The organism is Paenibacillus sp. MER TA 81-3 (assembly GCF_023713585.1).
Lineage (GTDB): Bacteria > Bacillota > Bacilli > Paenibacillales > Paenibacillaceae > Paenibacillus_B > Paenibacillus_B profundus.
Genome location: NZ_JAMAWB010000009.1, coordinates 113,326 through 132,489 on the forward strand (window position 1 = coordinate 113,326; position 19,164 = coordinate 132,489).

18 protein-coding genes and 2 pseudogenes are annotated in these 19,164 nt (G+C 48.7%); 4 read left to right on the forward strand and 16 right to left on the reverse strand.

From position 1 onward, the window contains the following. Window positions 1–83: 83 nt before the first annotated feature. On the reverse strand, window positions 84–449 hold the full coding sequence (locus tag M3650_RS14740; RefSeq protein ID WP_251575827.1) for a hypothetical protein: 366 nt from the start codon (window positions 447–449) through the stop codon (window positions 84–86). 401 nt (window positions 450–850) lie between these two features. On the opposite strand from M3650_RS14740, the gene M3650_RS14745 reads away from it, so the two are divergent. Beyond that, a complete protein-coding gene (locus M3650_RS14745; RefSeq protein ID WP_233696810.1) occupies window positions 851–1,531 on the forward strand; it encodes a peptidylprolyl isomerase in 681 nt (226 codons plus the stop codon). Window positions 1,532–1,559: 28 nt separating this feature from the next. Next, on the forward strand, window positions 1,560–2,060 hold the full coding sequence (locus M3650_RS14750; RefSeq protein ID WP_251575829.1) for a DinB family protein: 501 nt from the start codon (window positions 1,560–1,562) through the stop codon (window positions 2,058–2,060). Between the two features lie 585 nt (window positions 2,061–2,645). Here the strand turns inward: M3650_RS14750 and M3650_RS14755 are convergent. The 4 genes from M3650_RS14755 to M3650_RS14770 all read right to left on the reverse strand — a co-directional run bounded on the left by M3650_RS14755 (window position 2,646) and on the right by M3650_RS14770 (window position 5,618). Beyond that, entirely contained in the window at window positions 2,646–3,293 is a 648-nt protein-coding gene (locus M3650_RS14755) for an amino acid ABC transporter permease (RefSeq protein ID WP_251575830.1), read from the reverse strand. Window positions 3,294–3,310: 17 nt separating this feature from the next. After that, complete coding sequence (locus M3650_RS14760; protein ID WP_019423982.1) at window positions 3,311–3,964, reverse strand: amino acid ABC transporter permease; 654 nt, start codon at window positions 3,962–3,964, stop codon at window positions 3,311–3,313. Between the two features lie 66 nt (window positions 3,965–4,030). Then, the gene (locus M3650_RS14765) at window positions 4,031–4,873 is read right to left on the reverse strand and encodes a transporter substrate-binding domain-containing protein (RefSeq protein WP_285848465.1); all 843 of its coding nucleotides are present in this window, start codon (window positions 4,871–4,873) and stop codon (window positions 4,031–4,033) included. A gap of 16 nt (window positions 4,874–4,889) precedes the next feature. Continuing rightward, complete coding sequence (locus M3650_RS14770; RefSeq protein WP_019423980.1) at window positions 4,890–5,618, reverse strand: amino acid ABC transporter ATP-binding protein; 729 nt, start codon at window positions 5,616–5,618, stop codon at window positions 4,890–4,892. Between the two features lie 153 nt (window positions 5,619–5,771). Between M3650_RS14770 and M3650_RS14775 the strand changes: the two are divergent. Then, window positions 5,772–6,505: pseudogene (locus M3650_RS14775) on the forward strand (SAM-dependent methyltransferase). Between the two features lie 130 nt (window positions 6,506–6,635). Here the strand turns inward: M3650_RS14775 and M3650_RS14780 are convergent. From M3650_RS14780 to M3650_RS14795, 4 genes are all read right to left on the reverse strand, one after another. Beyond that, complete coding sequence (locus M3650_RS14780; RefSeq protein WP_251575832.1) at window positions 6,636–7,817, reverse strand: dicarboxylate/amino acid:cation symporter; 1,182 nt, start codon at window positions 7,815–7,817, stop codon at window positions 6,636–6,638. A gap of 183 nt (window positions 7,818–8,000) precedes the next feature. Then, window positions 8,001–8,870, reverse strand: coding sequence for an amidohydrolase family protein (locus tag M3650_RS14785; RefSeq protein ID WP_019423977.1), 870 nt, complete (start codon window positions 8,868–8,870; stop codon window positions 8,001–8,003). An 18-nt stretch (window positions 8,871–8,888) separates the two neighbouring features. Next, window positions 8,889–11,984, reverse strand: coding sequence for a GNAT family N-acetyltransferase (locus M3650_RS14790; RefSeq protein ID WP_251575834.1), 3,096 nt, complete (start codon window positions 11,982–11,984; stop codon window positions 8,889–8,891). A 281-nt stretch (window positions 11,985–12,265) separates the two neighbouring features. Continuing rightward, window positions 12,266–12,619: a DUF1360 domain-containing protein gene (locus M3650_RS14795; protein ID WP_251575836.1), complete on the reverse strand. Its 354-nt coding sequence runs from the start codon at window positions 12,617–12,619 to the stop codon at window positions 12,266–12,268. 205 nt (window positions 12,620–12,824) lie between these two features. Here M3650_RS14795 and M3650_RS14800 point away from each other — a divergent pair, with 205 nt between their 5' ends. After that, complete coding sequence (locus M3650_RS14800) at window positions 12,825–12,968, forward strand: hypothetical protein (protein WP_251575838.1); 144 nt, start codon at window positions 12,825–12,827, stop codon at window positions 12,966–12,968. 269 nt (window positions 12,969–13,237) lie between these two features. Here the strand turns inward: M3650_RS14800 and M3650_RS14805 are convergent. The 7 genes and pseudogenes from M3650_RS14805 to M3650_RS14830 form a co-directional block, all read right to left on the reverse strand. Continuing rightward, window positions 13,238–13,393: pseudogene (locus tag M3650_RS14805) on the reverse strand (transposase); the annotation flags it as partial. A gap of 94 nt (window positions 13,394–13,487) precedes the next feature. Then, window positions 13,488–13,613: a hypothetical protein gene (locus M3650_RS31980; RefSeq protein ID WP_285848482.1), complete on the reverse strand. Its 126-nt coding sequence runs from the start codon at window positions 13,611–13,613 to the stop codon at window positions 13,488–13,490. A gap of 344 nt (window positions 13,614–13,957) precedes the next feature. Then, window positions 13,958–16,723 (reverse strand): S-layer homology domain-containing protein, encoded by a 2,766-nt coding sequence (locus M3650_RS14810; protein WP_251575840.1) that lies wholly within the window; start codon window positions 16,721–16,723, stop codon window positions 13,958–13,960. Between the two features lie 281 nt (window positions 16,724–17,004). Beyond that, window positions 17,005–17,169, reverse strand: coding sequence for a hypothetical protein (locus M3650_RS14815; protein ID WP_251575842.1), 165 nt, complete (start codon window positions 17,167–17,169; stop codon window positions 17,005–17,007). A gap of 555 nt (window positions 17,170–17,724) precedes the next feature. Next, the gene (locus M3650_RS14820) at window positions 17,725–17,874 is read right to left on the reverse strand and encodes a hypothetical protein (RefSeq protein WP_251575844.1); all 150 of its coding nucleotides are present in this window, start codon (window positions 17,872–17,874) and stop codon (window positions 17,725–17,727) included. Next, the gene (locus M3650_RS14825; protein WP_251575845.1) at window positions 17,871–18,098 is read right to left on the reverse strand and encodes a serine hydrolase; all 228 of its coding nucleotides are present in this window, start codon (window positions 18,096–18,098) and stop codon (window positions 17,871–17,873) included. The genes M3650_RS14820 and M3650_RS14825 overlap by 4 nt, the downstream gene beginning before the upstream one ends. Next, entirely contained in the window at window positions 18,098–19,033 is a 936-nt protein-coding gene (locus tag M3650_RS14830) for a TetR/AcrR family transcriptional regulator (protein ID WP_233696799.1), read from the reverse strand. The genes M3650_RS14825 and M3650_RS14830 overlap by 1 nt, the downstream gene beginning before the upstream one ends. Between the last annotated feature and the right edge of the window lie 131 nt (window positions 19,034–19,164).

The following is a 19,164-nucleotide window of genomic DNA, read 5'->3' on the forward strand; positions in this document are numbered from 1 at the left end:
CGTTCATGGACAGTGAAGAGATACGGGCCAAGCCAGCAGTCCTTTCCCGAGTCTCTGAGCTATTGCTACTTGTTGGCGAGTGTTCAACCCCTTTTTGCATGTTTGCGATATGATGTCGCACGCGAACGAGCTGTCTGTGTTTTTCGGGTTGTATTCTGCAAACGTTTACCGCGTGAATTGGATACGGCCACTTGTGGCGCGCCCAATAAACCGAACGTTCGCATCATCGAATTGAGCTGCTGATACATGCCGTACAATTTTTGAACGTGACCGACCGTCGTCATGATGCCATCAATGCCCCCGAATCGCTCCAACAATGAGAACTTGGCAGTAAACGGCCCGCTACCGGTCGCTTCAGTCAATGATGACTCGGGTCCAGACAATCCTGGAACATTTTGATTGAGCAGCGGCAGCGCTTGCTTCACGCGTACAGTTTTTCTTTTGTTCATCATGAAAGCCTCCATTTTATTTTTTATCAATATGGTTTGCATTTGATGCGAGACGAAGACCGTCCATTATGAACAGCTTATGTCCGCAAGCCTTCCTTGGATTAGGTAAACATACTTGCTATGAATAATTTTGCAGCAAAAAAATCAACAGCGGATGATGCGCTGCCGCACAAATTCGCTGTTGATGACAAACATATATGAAAGCATAACCAGTCCTTCCGGCTGGTGCTCCGGTTGATAAAATGATGCCTCGAACCCCTTCAACAACTCATTAAAATTGTTTCTCCAATCGTATTCCAATCAGGTGCAATTCGCAAGAACACGAACCGTGGCTTGATTGGCAGTTAGTTCAATGGCATACTGTACTGTATAATGCAGCAGAACGCAGGAGGAATCGATTCATGAGGAGCAGAAAAGTACTAAGTTTGTCCATTCTATTGATTGCAGCGATGATCATGATCGCAGGATGCGGCGCCAAATCAAACGCGGACAATGCCCAATCCGCCACAGACACATCGAACGTGTCTGACACTGAGAAGAAGGAGCCGGCTTCGAACGGAAAGAATCCCCTTGTCACAATCGAAATGGAAGACGGTAAAAAAATTGAATTGGAGCTTTACCCCGATACTGCTCCGAATACGGTAAACAATTTTATTTCATTAGTGAAAAAAGGGTTCTACGATGGACTGATCTTTCATCGCGTCATCCCAGGATTCATGGTTCAGGGCGGCGATCCGGAAGGTTCAGGCATCGGTGGTCCCGGCTACAGCATTAAAGGGGAATTTGCCGACAACAATTTTCAAAATGATTTGAAGCATAGCGAAGGCGTCATCTCCATGGCAAGGTCCGCTTCTCCGGATTCGGCCGGCTCCCAGTTCTTCATTATGGTTGCCGAAGCCTCTCATCTGGACGGACAATACGCCGCCTTCGGCAAAGTGACTAAAGGAATGGAGATGGTCCAAGAGATCGTCAGCACACCTAGAGATGCGCAGGATAAGCCTAATACTCCGCAAAAGATGAAGAAAGTGACGGTCGATACTTTCGGCGTGGAGTACAAAGAGCCTGAAACCATCAAGCAATAGCGCTGCCAAATTAATAAGGAGGGATCGTATGTATCAAACGATAAACGGTTTTCTGCAAACGTGGGAATTCGAGGCAGGTGCAACTCAGCGCATACTCGATGCGCTCACCGATGAATCGCTGAAGCAAGACGTGACGCCGCAAGATCGAACGCTTGGAACGATCGCATGGCATATCGTGACTTCAATACAGGTCATCATGGGGGGAGCCGGTTTGCAGATCGAAGCGCCTGGCGGCGATGCTCCAGAACCGTCAGAGGCTCAGAAAATTGCCGAGAGCTATCGCCGCACGACTGATGCATTGATGCAAGCGTTGAAGTCGCAGTGGACGGACGACACGCTGCAGGTGAAGAGCGACATGTTCGGACAACAAATGCCGAACAACGTGATTTTGATGCTGCTCATCAATCATCAGAACCATCACCGCGGTCAGCTGACAATATTGATGCGACAGGCTGGTCTCGCCGTGCCTGGTGTATACGGACCTTCCCGAGAAGAATGGGCTGCAATGGGTAGGGAGCCTCTGAAGTAATTTCGTAGTTCCTCCCAAGTACCCGTTCGAAAAATGAGACAGGCTGCCATGTGGCAGCCTGTCTTTTGTCTTTGTTCTGTTGTTATCGTATCCGGTACGTATAAAAAACGGTTGAACCATTGCAGCACCCGCTCGATAATCTGCAACGATGTCCTCACTCTATGAGTATTGGGAATGATCCAACTTTTCTGTTCCTTGAAAGTGAAGCCATCCTGAGCATGACACATGTGTTGATTCTCCGCTTGCATTGCTTGTCCAAGTGTATTCTTTGCCGATTACATGGATGACATGACTCAACGGGAAGCATGTGAGCATAGTTCATTTACATGCCCTTAGCGGCACTCTCCCCTTCTCTCAGAGAGACATCATTTTACCTGACATGGTCCCGTTCGCGCTACGGCAATTGCGGCTCTATCTGAGTATTAGGGAGAATGGATCAAGGCACCGTATGATGAGGTACAACAGCTCAGCTTCATAACCTTATAATAGTGTTCCATAGTAGTAACAAGGCTCCTTGAGTCGAGTCTGAGCAACCCCTAGGGCCATCACACTCAAGACTCAAGAGAGCCGCCAGCCACGTTCAATCTAACCACGCAGCTCGAGCCTGCGCGCGAACATGGATAATGCATAGTTGACGATAAAATAGAGCAGAGCCGCGAAGAGGTAAGTCGGAATGATGTAGTTGACGCTTTGTCCGTTGACGATCTGCACGTTGTGCATCAGCTCCGGGAGCGCAATGATGACGGTGAGCGACGTATCCTTGAGCAGCGCGATGAATTGGCTTACCATCGGAGGGATCATGCGCCTTAACGCTTGCGGCATGGTGACGAATCTTAACGTTTGGATGAAGGACAGCCCGCTGGAACGGGCAGCTTCGATTTGGCCTTTGTCTATGGACATAAGACCAGCACGAATAATTTCTGACACCATGGCAGCCTCGAAGATGGTGAGCGCCACAATTGCCGCCGCGAATACGCTCATCTTCAGCCCGACCTGCGGCAGGGCGAAGAAGACGAAGAAGATAATGAGAAGCAGCGGCAAGTTGCGAATTATCTCGACAAGGACGGCCGTGCACTGTGATAAGACAGGAATACGGGCATAGCGGACGACGGCGAGCAGACAGGCAACGAGAAAGCTCAAAATAATCGCGATGCCGGCCACTCCAATCGTGACGAGAAACCCTTCCAGCATATAGAGCACATTATCGGATGAATAAGCTCCGATGAAGTCCAACGATTCCCCCCCCTCTTCTATCCGCTTCGGGCCATTCGTCGTTCCAAGGCATTCACTGCGAAGCTCATTGGTATCGTTAGGATGAGATAGAACATGCCGACAAATATATAAACGCTGAATGTCTTGAACGTATCTAAATTGATGAGGTCGCCGTAGTACATCAGATCGAGTCCTGCAATGACACCGAGGACAGATGAATTTTTGATGAGATTCAGGAACTGATTGCCGAGCGGCGGAATGACAATTCGCATCGCTTGTGGAAGGATAATGTGCCGCATCGTCTGGACGTACGTCAATCCCGCTGAACGTGCAGCTTCCGTCTGCCCTTGAGGAACAGACAGAATACCGGCCCGTATCGCTTCTGCGATGAATGCCGAAGTATACACGGTGAGTCCGAGTGTTCCCGCCACAAAGCCGTTCAGATTGAGGTGAAGAGCAGGCAAGCCATTGTAGAACAGGAAGACGATTAAGATGAGCGGGATGTTGCGCACGAACTCCACGTAAGCCGCACCGATGATGTTCAGCAGCCGATTGGGAGCTATGCGCAATACCGCGAACAGTGTCCCGATGACAAAGCTGCCGATAAGGGCGAGAACGCTAATCGCCAGTGTGTTGCCGAATCCCGTCATGTAGCGGTCCCAATTTCCGATTAGTACGGAAACATCCAGCATGCCTTTCCCACCTCCCCGGTGCAGTTAGACGTTCGTAATGTATCCGGTACTGGCGCCAGACGACAGCTATTTAGAAGGCTTCTCGCCCATCCATTGTTCGTACAGCTTGTCGTATTCACCGTTTTCTTTCATTTCCTTCAACAAATTATTAATGAAGGAGGCAAATTCCGTATCTCCCTTACGGACCGCAATCCCGTACGGTTCGTCGGTAAAATTGCCCCCGACCATCTCGAAATTCGGGTCCTGCTTCATCATGCCGAACAAGATTGAATTGTCCGTCGTCAATACTTCTCCTTTGCCCGATTTCAAAGCGGTGAACGCATCCTGATAGTTCTCGAACTCAAGCACTTCCGCGTCAGGCGCCTTCTCGCGGACGTTCTTCGTCGAGGTCGACCCTTTGACGGCCACCACCTTAACGCCTTTCTTCACGTCGTCAATCGATCGAATCGGACTTCCCTTCTTCACCAGCAACGATTGTCCGGCATTGAAATAGACCTCCGTAAAATCAACCTGCTGCTTCCGCTCCTCCGTGACGGTCATTGTGGCGATTATCGCGTCGATGTCGCCGTTCTGCAGCATCGGAATGCGAGTCTTCGAAGTCACTTCCTTCAGCTCCAGCTTGCTCTCGTCCCCGAGCAGCTTCGTGGCTATTGCCTTGGCGATATCGATGTCGAATCCTTTCACTTCGCCGCTCGCTGGGTCCTTCAAGCCGAACAGATTCGTATCGAACTTGACGCCGATGACCAGCTTGCCGCGCTCTTTGGCTGTTTCGACGGTCGAAGCGGCTTTCCCCGTACCGGATTGGTTCTCGGTTCCGGCTTCCTTCCCTCCGCATCCTGCTACCGCGAAAGCCGCCAACATCAGAATCATTCCGCTAAGAAACCATTTGTTTCGGTACATCTTTCTCATTCTCATCCTCCAGATCTCAGTGATTTAATAACCGGCTTAAAAAGATTCGAGCCCGTTCCTCCTTCGGCTTGTTGAAAAACTCCGCAGGCGCCGCTTCCTCCACAATCTGTCCTTCATCCATAAAGACGATGCGGTCGGCAACCTCACGCGCAAAGCCCATCTCATGCGTAACGACGACCATTGTCATTCCTTCGCGAGCAAGCGATTTCATTACATCGAGCACTTCACCTATCATTTCCGGGTCTAGCGCAGACGTAGGCTCGTCGAATAGCATAATAGCCGGATTCATCGCAAGGCCGCGGGCGATGGCCACACGCTGCTGCTGTCCCCCTGACAACTGCGATGGATACGAGTCAGCTTTCTCAGGAATGCCGACCTTCCGCAAATAGTACATGGCTCTTTCTTTCGCTTCCTGCTCCGGCAGGCCGAGTACTTTCATCGGGGCAAGCATAATATTGTCGATTACTTTTTTGTGGGGGTACAAATGAAAATGCTGAAAGACCATGCCGATCTGTCTGCGCAGTGCATTGATTTGCAGCTTCTTGTCATGGACGTTCTGTCCGTTCACCGTCAATGTGCCCGAAGAGATCTCCTCTAAGCGGTTGATGCAGCGCAGCAATGTGCTTTTGCCGGAACCGGACGGACCAATGACGACGACAACTTCCCCTTGCCCGATGTGAAGATCGATGTCCTTCAGTACCTGAAAGGATCCGAAATACTTGTTCACCCCGGCACACACTATCATGTGAGTCACCTCCCTTCTTCCGGTAATGGGTGGATAAGAAGCCTCTATTATACATATGGACCAGTCTTAGGTTTATTAATAAAAAATGCGAATACATCCGATTGACAAAGTCCCGGGTGCAACCTATCATTTACCAATAATGATTATGTTTGTATGGAATCACATCAGAAAGAAATCGGGTTGAAAAAATTGGGAGCAGGGACAGACAATCAGAAGCTGGACTTGAGCCGGATTGTATTTATCGGGCGTACATATGAGGAATATACAGGCATGTTCAACTTATCATTAGAACAAATGGCAGGCAAACGAATTCTTGATTGTACAGGAGGCGCATGCTCGTTCACCGCGCATGCCAATCGCCGTGGAATTCAAGCATCAGCATGCGATTCGCCTATGAATTCAAAGCAGACGACTTGGAGCGAAAAGGCATAGACGATCTCAACCATACGATGGAGAATATGGGACTGGTGGCCGATCAGTATGTATGGAGCTATTTTAGTTCCTTGAAAGCGCTGCAAGAAGAGCGAGCGCGGGCGCTGCACGATTGTGTCCAGGATATGCGTGAGCAACCCAGACGATATCAAGCCGCGACTCTCCCTTATGCAGACAAACAATTCGATATGACACTGAGTGCGCATCTCCTCTTCATGTATTCAGATCGGTTGGACTATGAATTCCATCTGACATCCCTTGTGGAATTGATTCGTGTCACGAATGACGAAATTCGGATTTTCCCATTGACGGATCTGTCTGGCCGGAAATATGAGCATCTTGATCGTTTATTGCATGACGTGCAAGCTTGCATTCATTCCGCGCACATCGAAAAAAGCTCTTACGAGTTCCAACGAGGTGCCAATGAGCTGTTGTCCATCCGCCTGCAGCCATAACACAGCGGCAAAGCGTGCGGATACGATGCACCCCATCGTTCCTTGGCTTGACCAGACGGAATGCTCCTTAATTTAAAAGGCATGCTATTGTCTTCATGACAAAGCATGCCTTTTCCTTTTCGATATCCTTTCAACCTGCCGTGCGGTTTGCCCGCATCTGCTTCTTCTTGAAAAAATGAATTATCTGTGCAATCGCCCCGTCACCGGTCACGTTCGTCGCCGTGCCAAAGCTGTCCTGAGCGATGTACAATGCGATCGCAAGGCTTATCATCGCTTCATCGAAGCCGAGCATCGATTGGAACAAGCCCAAGGCGGCCATGACCCCGCCTCCGGGAACGCTCGGAGCGGCAATCATCGTAATGCCCAGCATAAGAATGAATGGCAGCATCATTGCAATTGTCAGCGGTTGACCGTGAATAAATAGAATTGCGGACGTCACTGATGTTATTGTAATCGTCGAACCTGTAATATGAATGGTGGCGCATAACGGCACGACGAAGTTAGCGACTTCCTCGTCCGTACCCAACTTCTTCGTCTGCTTCAAGGTTACCGGAATCGTCGCGGCGGATGATTGCGTGCCGAGAGCTGTGAAGTAAGCGGGAATCATCGTCTTCAGCATCGTAATCGGATTGCGCTTGTTCAAGGTGCCGGCAATGCCGTATTGACACAGCAAAATGACCACATGCAGCAGCAGTATCATTACGAATACTTTCAAGAACACTTGCAAGATGAGCGCCACTTGCCCCGCTTGTGTCATGTTCATGAAAATCCCGGCGATATGAATCGGCAGAAACGGTATGATGACGCTCGATATCACTTTGCCGATGATGTCCTTGAACTCCTGCGTCAGTCCCAGAAGTGACTTCGACTCCGTTGCGGTAATACCGATCCCGATGACAAAAGACAGCAGCAGTGCCGTCATAACGCCGAATACGGGCGGCATGTCGATGTTGAAAAAGCCTTGAAGCAGCATCTCTTCCGGATTGCCTGTCTGCACGGCCGAAGCGCCGGACAACAAAGTCGGATAGGCAAATGCGGCCGCCGCATACGCAAGCAGACCGGATAGCACCGTCGACACATATACGATTGCGGCGGTCAGCCCTAACAACTTCCCTGCCCCGCGTCCTAGTTCCCCGATTCCCGGAATGATGAAGCCTAGAATGATTAATGGAATCATGAAGCTAAGAAATTGATTAAATATACTATTAAAGGTAGCAAATATCCGCACCACCCAGTCCGGCGCCACGAGACCAACCCCGATCCCGAACACCATGGCGATGATGATCCGTGGAAATAGCCCCAATCGTTTCATACAATAAATCCCCCTCCAGTCAAAGCGAACAAAACAGACCTTTTGTCCTCACTGAGGAAACACAAGTGTTCTTTGTGAAGACAATTTCATATGATAGCACAATTCCGAGCGGAACCCTACTGCCAAATTCAGGAGTCATTTGCTTTGCTGGGTTAGACTCCTTGCACTATGGAGATATAGCCGCTACAAGCTGTCCTTCTCCACGAACGGCTTAATCTTCGGAAATACACGCAACGCCGTATTATAGAACACATCTTCGTGATACGCCTCAGGAATGAGTTCTTTCACAAATTGAATGTACGGCTCCACAGGAGCGAGCGGCCAATCGGTTCCAAACAGCAGCTTGTCGTAATGATCGCAATACGTAATGGCATGCCGCAAATGGGCGAAGAAAAGTGGCGAATCTTTCAGACGCGCACATTGTGCGCCATCCCCAACCATGAGGCCGGATAGATCGGCGAATACGTTCCGGTTCTTATATACCACCTCAGCTCCGTCCAGCACCCACGGATCACCGAAATGCGCCATCATGAAATTGACACTCCGGTGCGTAACCGCGACTTCGTCAATTGTCAGCGGATGCGAATATTTGAGCAGGCCGCGTTCCGAATAGGTATCTCCGGTATGAAATACGACCGGCACCTTGTAGGACGCCGCCAGCTCATAGATCGGATCGTAGACGCGATCGTAGGCGTAGAACGGATAATAACCAAGGTAGATTTTCAGACCGACCGCTTCTGGTTTCTGTAATTCCTGTTCCAACTCTGCCAGTGCCTGCCCATCCAGCTTGTGCGGGTTGATGCCTAAGCAATACACAATTTGGGAAGGAAGGTGTTCTGCAAGATCCAAGCCCATCGGAGTGACAGCCTCATCATCAGGGAAAGCGCCTTGCTTCGTCTCTGTCAGTCCCATTCCGATACCAAGCACTACGTTGTTATCCGCATATTCGTGCAAGATGCCTTCCGCACTGTAATCAACGAACGATTTTTCCGCTGCGGTTGCCTTGAATTCTGCAATGTGAGACAGATGCATATGGGCATCAATGATTTTCATGAGCAGCAGCCATCCTCTCTATTCCGGAAATCGGATCTGTTTCAACGCAGCCAATGCTGCCGATTCAATCAAGTCATCAGTAAACAGGAACCATATCGGCGCAATATTCTGCACGCTTGTATTTTCCATGTTCAAATTCCGGTATACCGATGTTTCGCAAATATCGTTGTTGAAATAAATATTCGTATGGGCACTTGACGTCGAATTCACAATCTGGAGCATCTCTTTGCGTTGCTCCGTACCAAAGGCGCAATCGTTCGCCTCCCGAATGGACATGTGTCCCTTCCCTAAACGGTACAGTTGCGAAGCGCCTTGAGAAGGGTTGGTGCGAATCCAGCCCTCATCCATTCGTTCGTCGGGTTGAATGAATATCTCAGTCGACCACCCCTTCGATTCGAAGCAGGTGCCGGTTCGCTGATCGATTTCAACCGTATGACACACAACCGGAACGCCCGGAAGCAGCAAATAATACTGGCTGAACTTCAGCCCTTTGAGCTTGTCATGCTTCCGGATGTCAACACTAACCTTCAAGCCCTGCCATACGTTCCCATGTTGATCCCGTCGTTCCGTAAATTCAACCGTGCATGCTTCCTTCAAAACGGATAATGCGCTCAAACCGCCAATCTCACTTGCAATACCGCCGATGTATGGATTCCACCACGATTTAGGTCCGCGCTCCGGAAATCCGCTCGACAACCACTCTCTTCCTTCGTATTGCATCGAATAGAGTGCAGGATAGAAATCGGGCGCTACCTTTATCCGAATCAGACCGTTGTCAGCCACGTATGTCTGATATCCCTTCTCCGTCTCGTTATAGAGCGAGATATCGGCATCTGTCTGCGTAAAGACGACAGCGCTTCCTTTCACGTCATGCGTGCTAAGACGAGCGTGGATCTCGACGACATCGAGCGGCCGCTGTGGTGCCGGAAGCGCAAAGCTTGCTGTTCCCGCTTCCTGTTCGAACTTGAACGATTGGACCACCGCAGAGTCCGCCTCATGGCGCAGCTTGGCCGTAATCGTCCCATCATAGAAGTCGAATTTGCGCTGCTGTAAATCCACGTTCATGTCTGCGCGAACAAAGGGATTGTGCCCATTGACGACTAGCTCCGTGTGACTCGTCAGATGCAGATCGTCACGCAGCGCGTCCTCCAATGCAAAGGCACGGAACGATTTCCAATCGGTAACTCCGCCTAAAGTCAAATATATCGGCTCCATCGTCCGCTTCTCATGAGCGTCCAGCAGCCCGATATTGAATTCCAGACTGAATCGCCAGCCGTCCCTGTATAGCTGGCAGGACTTCGGCCAGCATATGCCGCGCGGCAGCGGACCGTTCGGAGAAAATATCCACGGTTCGGTCACTTTCCCGCTTTCCCAATGGTCATATTCGCTGCCGGCTGAATCATTGATTTCAATGAATCGTCCTTCATACGGCAGTATGGCGCCATACAAATCATATGGGATTGGCTGAGACAACCACAGATCGGCCGTCAGCTGCACCCCAGACACATTCTCTGCTTCATACCAATGCTTGACCGTTCCGTCTCCGTACAGAACCGTATGCGAGATCAGCGCGGTCTGAGGGAACGAAGTCGAGCGGTAACGCACCGACAGACCGATGGCCCCTCGCTCCTCGAACCATTCGACCCGTTCCGGCTTCGCCTTCGACAATTCACTGGAGTACGGCTTGCCCAGCTTCGGATACGGCAGTGTGAGCGAGAACTCTTTCATGCCGGGACAAGAAAGTGATAGTTCATTGCGTTCTTTTCCGAATGTCAACGTAAATTTGCCGTGGAACAGCTGCCACTGCTGCTCATTCTCCCCTGCAAACGCTGCTCCCAATTCACGGAATCCCGCACCTATCAATTTCGAGAACGTAACGACACTTCCACATTCTTGACGTGCCTCGACTTGCAGCGCAGCGGAGTAATAACCTGGCGCAAGCACGCGATAAGGAACGGCTATCGAAGTTCTTTCTTTTGCCTGCAGCTTGACGCTGAAAGTCCGCCGCCCGAAGTCCAGATATGGACTCTCTGGGAGCTCGAGGCAGAACTCCGCCGGCTCGGCGAAGTTGTTCTCGATGTCCAAGCAGAAGCTTCCGCCCCGATTCGGGTATGTATCCCGGTCAGTCATCTTCAAGCTCAGATTGGCCGGGAACTTCGGCACGACGCCGAGCTGGAACAACGCCTCTGCACCGTTAATCCATATTCGCGTACATACCCGCGGACATGTCCGCCATTCACTTTGCTCTTCATTTACAGGACCTACGAAGAAGCTCGCATCGAGAGTTGCTTCTTCTTGCACATTTAGCTGCCGCTTCCATTCGAATGTAATATTGCGATCATTTTCGCCTTGAAGTTCCAACTTGAGCGGTTTACCAGACTTGTTCACGATGTGATATCCGATCTTATAAGACTTGCCAAATACAGGCTCTGCTTGCTCCACCGTTGCGCTTACGACATAATCGTCCGTTTCAATCAGACGCATGCCTCTGCCGCGCCGCTCGAATTCCACCCGCAGAGAAGAATCGCCCTTTTCCCAGGTGTAAGCGTAATAGTCGAATCCGTTCTCTTTCCTTCCGTCCGGCTCCACGGCGATTGCCCGCGTCGAGTCCGCATACCAATCGATCTCTGCCCAGTAGTTCGCAAGCGCTTCCGTCTGCAGCACAGCCGGGATGAAGTTCATCAGATGAGTCGTATCCTCCCGATCTTCCCAGAAAAATCCGCATTTCTTGTATAACGGCACGGCTTTCGTGTTGCCTTCCCAGGTGTATAGGTCAAGCCGAGGCCAGCCGAGCCGCACGGTCTCATCCAACGCTTCGCGGACGAGCATTTTGCCTGCTTTCTTGCCGTGATAATCCGGGCGGACGTTGAGCAGTCCTACGTATAGCGCTCCCGTATCTTCCCGGTATTCGAGCAAGCTGCAGTATCCAACCACTATCTCCTGTTCCATGGCCAGATATACTGTCAGCGAATCAGAGTTCTCCTCCTCCATCCGTACTTGCTCCGCCGTACGAATCGAATTTCCTCCACCCCAACTATCCTTGCTCACATTCCACATGTCGGCTACGGCCGCTGCATATTGGGGTTGGTAGCGGACGATCGCAATCGGTTCCATTGTGAACAACCTCCTTCCAATTCGATAATGCCGAATTCCTCTTCTGTCTTCTGGAAAAGGATTGATTTGAAGTATGATGACCATAATATGCCATCTACTATAAATATAACGCCGTTAAGCAACAAAAGTTACATAAAAATGGGGCAATCCGCTCGATGCAGAGGATCTGACAATGGAAACGTTCATAAAGGCATTTGTCTCCTAAGCTGAGAACGTGCCAAACAGCCGGTCTATCTTCGACCGGCTGTCCATGACAGGCATTCGCTTTTTCCACTTGCTGATCACCCTAATCTTTGGAGTAAATATTGCTCTATCAATGCAGCAATCCCAGCCACAGCTAACATAAGCAACAGCGGGAACGAAGCCGGCACATAACAGTAAAGTGCTGTGACGAGCATGGCGCACCATATCCCCGTGCACCAATGACAGCTAAGCAGCATCCCCATCCACCGGCGAATGCCGGTGCCTTTGATTTCAATTTCCCGGATAACGGTGCCATTCTCATGAGTCACATACGATACGGCGAGAAAAGGAGACCGAAGCGCCCATGTTATATCGTCGTAGACGATCAAGTGTGTTAACCGGAACGAAGCGAGTGCCAGAATGAACAGCTGAATCCATGTCAATTCAAACATTTTCACACCCCCTCATATGCGCAGTTCGTGCGAGTTCAAAAGGTCACTTTTCAGCACCGAGAAGTACAAGTTTTCGTAAGAAACCTGCATCGGAAGCATACGAACAACAATCAGGCTGGCATGTCCAATCATTCTAGCAATGCACTGCATATGATAGAACTAGGTACGGGAATGGAGGTGACCGCTGATGTGCTTTTGCAACTCGATGAATAAGCTGAATGCGAATGGCACGAGAACTGTGGAAGTAGTGAAAAATGGACAAACACCGCAGCCTCCCCAGCAAATCATGTTGACTGCCCGCAAGGTGGAAGGTATTGCCTATCCTGCAAACACATGGCGCAGCAAGTAACGGATGAGCTGAGTAAGAGATGATAGTACAACGTATGCTGTTCTTCCACAATTGGTGAGCAATCATATATTCATAGGTTGGTAAATAGGATAAATACCGTTGCCTCTTTGCTGCATCAATATCGGTCTCATCGACTCGAATCGATGATGCCCATAAAAAAATCAGTCATATCGTCTGATCAGATTGTTGAGAAAAGCGGTTTTTAACTTCTCCAACAATCAGTTATAGGTTGAAAGAACAGTGTGTCCCTTTAGAATGTAAATCGCCCCCTACTTGGCCTTCCTGGCCAGGTGGAGGGCGATCTTTTTAATGTTCTGTGCAGTGGCAGTCATCAATGCTTGTTCGGGGACGTTTGCTTTGCCCCGAAAACGGCAGTAGCGAAGCCCGTGGAGCTCTTAGGCATCCGCAAAGCTTCGCTCGATCGTTTAGTATCGCAGTCGGTACAAATACTTGCCAGAGCGGCTGAGTCGATTTCTCCACTTGGTATTTTAGCCGCTCTCCGGATCCGTCGTGCTGACCTTAATTTTCTTTTGTCTCCGCCACCTCCTCCCGGACTTTTAGCGGCTTTTTTCCAAGAGTTCGCCGATCTTCTTCAATTGCTTGTTCCAACTCGTCGATGTACTCCTGCGGGGAACGTTCGACCACCTGAACATTATGTTTCCGCTATGCTTAGCGATATGGCGAAGTAGATGATCTTCAGGCACCATATGTTCAAGGCAAACCAACTCGTAATCTAACTGAGGGTTAGGTTGAAGAGAATACAACATGCTAACACCGCTCCTTTCGGTCTATTATTACCGATATTATATTGCATTACCGCGGTGATATATTAAATTATTTGATTAAAAAAAGACTGTCGAGAGACTTTCTCGACAGCCTGTTCTCAACCTTGTTGAGACGGTATCATTCGCTTACGGCAGAACTTGGCGATCGCTCCTCAGCGGTTACCGGGAAGCGATCGCTGCAAGCTGTTTTTCGGGCCTGGATGGTCAAAGCTGTAAATAAAGCCGGTACAGCATTCGGGCAGCTTCCCCGCGCGTAACAGCCTCGCGGGCTTTAATCCGCTTATCAGCGGGAACATCGATCAAGCGCTGCTTCACCGCCAAGGACATCGTTGGCTTGGCCCACTTGGATATCGTTTCTTTGTCTACGAATTGGTTTAGGTAATCCTCCGGATTCGAAGGGTAATAATAATGCTTCCTCTCATGCAGGAATCTTGCGCCGATGGCGGTCATTTCTTCCCGGGATATCGTACGATCCGGCTTAAATGTGCCGTCAGGATAACCTTCGACGATATGATTTTTTTCGGAAGAAGCGATAAATGGATGATGCCATTGCGGCGGATGCACGTCCGAAAAGCTTTCCTTCGCCGTTTCATCCATAACGTTAAACGCTCTGACCAGCATGGCCGTGAACTCTGCACGGGTGAGCAGGGAATCGGGCTCAAAATTGCCTTTGTCTTTTCCGGTAACGATTCCTTTGGAGCCTAGAAATTGTACCGCTTGCTTTAATTCTGGATCTCGGTCGTCAATATCAGGGAATGATTTCGAATTATCGTCCACGAGATACGTTCCGGATCGGTTGATTTCCGCTTCCATGCCGTTTTTGGACGGATTGTACTTCCCGCCGATCGGCTGTTTTATTTTCCCATTAACATAGAACATACTGCTATGTACTGCGTCTGCATCATTCGCAGGCAAAATGAGCTGGATGTTGCTTGATACACCTGAAAGCTCCTGCCCTTGTTCATCTAAAAATTGTATGCGATATCCGGCGTTATTCTCTTTCACCAGATGAATGACGATAACCGATTGCGAATGGAACAGGCGCTCTGCGGTCGCAACATTGAATACGAGTTTCGCATCCCCTGCATAAACGGTAATATAGTCAATATCCTTCCGGCCGACTAAGCCATTCTTATCCAGCTTGTATCTATATTCATTCTGTGCAGGCAAAGACAATATTTCCGCATTCACGATCAGCTCTCTCGCAGGAACAATCTTATTTTCTGACAGCGCCTGCTTTACCGCTGACTTCGCCTTTGACGCATTGCCTGCTAGTCGGTCAATTAACTCGGGCGTTATGACAAGCTGACCGTTAACAGGAGTCGGCTTCTCGCTGCTTGCGGCTGTGATCACAAGCTCTCCTGCTTGCGTCAGACCTTCCACGATAACCGAATTCTGCTTGTCAGTGTCAGGAATAGACCGGACGGCATTGAAATACGTATCGGACACCATGCTGCCGTCCACGACATACAACAATAAGTAAGTCGTCTCATCCGGAAAACCGGCTCTGGTTGTCGTGGCCCGTACAATGGTTTGTCCGGATTTATTCGCTGTTATGACCGGTATGCCATTCACATTCGCTATGGTTCCTATGCTCGGATCGTCAATGGTATACGTTATTTTGGTTCCGGGAAGCACATTGTTTGCGGCAATGGACTGTTGTCCGCCAGGCTGCAGCATCGTGATAAACGGATAAAGGCTGACTTCCGGTGAAGTCCGTATCACAGGTTGAGTTTTTGTCTCAGGACGATCACCCGTCGATTTGTTTACTGTCCCAGAATGATCGCCAGTTGGTTTGTCTGCTGTCCCTGAATAATCGTCAGTTGATTTGTTTCCTGTCCCAGAGCGATTGCCAGATGCCGATTCTTTCGTGAACACAACAAGCTTCGGCAAGGCAGAAACACTATCTTCCCACGCCCACAAGGTCTGATCCTTTTTCAATACATAATTTTTAAATATATATTTCCCCATATGTCTACCCTTGTCCTTATGGTATACGGAAGCGATATCCGTAAGCCCGGGGAACACTTTACCGTTGTCTATTGACCAGAGCTTATCGTCCTTTCGCAAAGCATAAGTAGTATCGATATTCGAATCTGTCGGCTGTGAGCTAAATTGAACAATACCTCGCACGCCTGTTGCTTTATGTAATTGGACAGGTATACTTTCGGGTTCATACATTGGCCAAGACCAGACCGTGCCATCTTTCTTATAGGCATAGTTTGTCAAACCGCCCATCTCTATGTTGACGATATCTACAAGCCCTTTGATCTGCTTTGGACCTTCGTTATTAAATTGGTTTTGCGGCCAGTACATGTATGCCTCCCATTGCCATACCGAACCGTCTTTTTTAACCGCGTATACGTGTCTGTCCGCAGATTTTATGGATACGACATCATCAAGCAGCTTGTATTGAGCCGTCGACGAAGCTTTTCCTAATCGACCTACCCAACACCAAACCGAACCGTCTGATTTTAATACATACAAGGTCTTAAATTTTTGGTAGTTGCTGGAATAATCGGCGACGAGTGAAGTTACGTGATTCAAATCTTTGATAGGCTTCGGAGTAGTCCTAGAACTATCTATAAGATAGGTGTTGTTCCTAGAATCCCAATACCATACGGTTCCGTCTTTTTTTAGCGCAGCATAGTTCGTCATAAATCGACTTTCCCCGTCCCTGCCCTCGAACGAGAACTGTTTCACATCCTGCAAGCCCGGAATTTGCTTCAGCCTGGCTTTATAGAATGGATCGGAAGCATGAAGAGGATAACCGAAGATATCCCAATACCATATGGTTCCGTCTTTTTTTGACAGAAGTATATTCCCATCAAGAATGTCGTAATCCTCGCCGATACGTGTATATTCCTGTTCGCTAACGGCACTTATGTCATTCCCCTTGGCTTGCACTAAACCTGAATGAGACGTGAGGATTAACATAAGGCTTAACAGCGCTGCCATCAATCGTTTCATTGTCGCCCTCCACTATAAATTCTCTTTTCAATCTCAATGTTCTGCCTTCCGGATTCCCGACGGTAAGCCGATTGCCTGTCCTCGTTTTCCAATCTGGTTCCCTCTCTTTTTTCTATTATTTCTCATAATAGTTTCATCGGTTAAAAGGCGTTTCGATTTCACTTTCACCAAATTATTCATCATATAATTACTTTCCATGGTCAATGATTAATCCTCCAAAAGAATAACCCCCGGCGTTCCCACACGCCGAGAGTGAAAAAATGCTATTTTAGACCGAGTCATCACCTTAATTCATTCAGCAAATCCAATATTTTATGGGTGACCCGCTGATCATCACTAACCACCCGATCTGTCGCCAACCGGAATAGCTCGGGATGGTCCTCGACACAAACCAAGGGCTTCCCTTCAAAACAAATCGTCCCATCTAAATCAAATACAAATTTCATGTCATTGTCCACCTTCCTTTTACTAATCATAACAGCTTCCTGTATGATTAAAAGGACATATGTCCGAAAAAGGTGAAGACGATGAAGACCTCACAAGATCAAGCTATCGGTCAACGTTTTTTATCACGACTTAAAATAGATGAAATATTTTCCCGATCAGATACTATCCCATTAAACATCGGATCTATGAACGTAAAGAAATCATTTTGAGAGAAGGAGATGCGCTGGACGGTTTATATTTTCAAGCAGAAGGTATACTCAAAAAAGAAAAGAAAAAAATAATCGTTTTGGACTGGGACGGTCTAGACGATCTTTCAAATGGTCTGCGTTACGAATGAAAAAGTGCCGGCAAATATGCTAATCTTTAAATCAAATCTAAGAAGCGCTTTGAGCCAAATCGCCTTCCGGAGACATGATGTTGACAAAAAGCCTGTAAACACCAGCCTGATCAACCTTCATGAAGGTCATTCCGGTTTCCGCAGGTTTAATCTGAGCGCGGAATTCCATAACTCAACAGGCTGATCAGACATAGCGTCTGATTTTTTTCTTTTCCGGTCAACTCGTCACCATAGCTGCACATTCATTGGCAAGCTTGGAGGTTGCCATCGAGACGATGTTGCCCAGTACGATAACAGTAACCTTGACATCCGGGATTCTTATTAGAGATGAAGTAAATCCATTGATTCCTCCATGATGGAAAATCATCTTGTGCCCGCTGCGTATTGCATAATCGCTGTTGCGGTAAATGGCTTCGTAATGGAACCGATGCGGAACTTCATCTCCGGCGTATTGGGCACCTCTAGCTCTATATTTGCCATCCCATAGCCGCACCGAAGCATGATCTCCCCCTCCTTCGCCACGAGGGCGGAACCGCCAAATTTCTTATGTGCAACCGCCTGTTGTATGTGAGAATCCAGTGCTTGTCTCATTATGCTTCTCCTCCTGAAATCGGAGTGATGCTCATATGCTCCAGAGATTGCGCCAACGCCTTCGCCATGCCGTTCAGCTCCTCTCCGATCTCTTCGATTCCCCGTAAGTTGGCAATCATGCCGAGCAGGATGACTCTGCGCGGCTGCACTTCCATCAGTTCCTTTTCTAAGATAGCGACGGAGTCCAATGCATCCTGCATCGACTTGGCAGGGAGTGTCAAGCGTGTAAGTTGCTCCCGTACTTGCTTGACGAGGACGAGTGGATGAATCGATTTGCTGTGCTCGCTGGAAGCTATAAGCTCCATGCGCGGCCACACCTCCTGACTGAGCAGCGGCTCAGGCCGTTCCTGAATTAGTCCTTCAGCGGCGTAGTCCACCATCCGTACAATGTAGTCACTCAGCATTTCGATCGATAACGATACTTTCTCCAACAGCATGATGCTGTTGTATGTCGAAATCATACTGCTCAGAAGCAGTGCCATTTCGAGCGAGTAAGGAGCAAATGATTCGCCATAAATACTATTGATATTATCCGTGAACATCTGAAGATGTGCCGCGTTTGCCTTTTCGATGAATTGCTCAATGTCTTTATTGGAAAAACTGGCGTTCTCCCTCATCTGCATCGTTAGGAACTCCGGATATTGTTGCGACAAGGTGAAAATCACTTCGATCTGTTTCACCAATCGTTCGCGCGGAGACAGGCTCTGCTCACGCATAACAAGTTGTAATTGGTCATTGATTAGCTTAAAGTAATACTTGAAAATGCTGAACAGCAATTCTTCCTTTGAGGTGTAATGCTGATATACGCTCCCTTTTGACATTTTGCAAAATTGGGCTACCTCCTGCATCGTAGTCTGGACGTACCCTTTCGTTGCAAACAGCTTCATGGCCGACAATAATATATGTTTCTTCTTCTCGGATAATATTTCTTCCACGTTGTCATACACCATCCTTAGAACTATGAAGTTCTTTCGTTGACTAATAAGTACTAGACACTGTCATTACCTTAATCGATCTCTCATGAATTTGCAAGCTTCTTCGTCGAAAGACCAAAATGCAGTTGCTT

Excerpts from the sequence above, each read along its gene's own strand:
- M3650_RS14740 (WP_251575827.1), bottom strand. The coding sequence starts at position 449 with ATGAACAAAAGAAAAACTGTACGCGTGAAGCAAGCGCTGCCGCTGCTC.
- M3650_RS14745 (WP_233696810.1), top strand. The coding sequence starts at position 851 with ATGAGGAGCAGAAAAGTACTAAGTTTGTCCATTCTATTGATTGCAGCG.
- M3650_RS14750 (WP_251575829.1), top strand. The coding sequence starts at position 1,560 with ATGTATCAAACGATAAACGGTTTTCTGCAAACGTGGGAATTCGAGGCA.
- M3650_RS14760 (WP_019423982.1), bottom strand. The coding sequence starts at position 3,964 with ATGCTGGATGTTTCCGTACTAATCGGAAATTGGGACCGCTACATGACG.
- M3650_RS14765 (WP_285848465.1), bottom strand. The coding sequence starts at position 4,873 with ATGAGAAAGATGTACCGAAACAAATGGTTTCTTAGCGGAATGATTCTG.
- M3650_RS14770 (WP_019423980.1), bottom strand. The coding sequence starts at position 5,618 with ATGATAGTGTGTGCCGGGGTGAACAAGTATTTCGGATCCTTTCAGGTA.
- M3650_RS14780 (WP_251575832.1), bottom strand. The coding sequence starts at position 7,817 with ATGAAACGATTGGGGCTATTTCCACGGATCATCATCGCCATGGTGTTC.
- M3650_RS14785 (WP_019423977.1), bottom strand. The coding sequence starts at position 8,870 with ATGAAAATCATTGATGCCCATATGCATCTGTCTCACATTGCAGAATTC.
- M3650_RS14790 (WP_251575834.1), bottom strand. The coding sequence starts at position 11,984 with ATGGAACCGATTGCGATCGTCCGCTACCAACCCCAATATGCAGCGGCC.
- M3650_RS14795 (WP_251575836.1), bottom strand. The coding sequence starts at position 12,619 with ATGTTTGAATTGACATGGATTCAGCTGTTCATTCTGGCACTCGCTTCG.
- M3650_RS14800 (WP_251575838.1), top strand. The coding sequence starts at position 12,825 with ATGAATAAGCTGAATGCGAATGGCACGAGAACTGTGGAAGTAGTGAAA.
- M3650_RS14810 (WP_251575840.1), bottom strand. The coding sequence starts at position 16,723 with ATGAAACGATTGATGGCAGCGCTGTTAAGCCTTATGTTAATCCTCACG.
- M3650_RS14815 (WP_251575842.1), bottom strand. The coding sequence starts at position 17,169 with ATGAAATTTGTATTTGATTTAGATGGGACGATTTGTTTTGAAGGGAAG.
- M3650_RS14820 (WP_251575844.1), bottom strand. The coding sequence starts at position 17,874 with ATGATTTTCCATCATGGAGGAATCAATGGATTTACTTCATCTCTAATA.
- M3650_RS14825 (WP_251575845.1), bottom strand. The coding sequence starts at position 18,098 with ATGAGACAAGCACTGGATTCTCACATACAACAGGCGGTTGCACATAAG.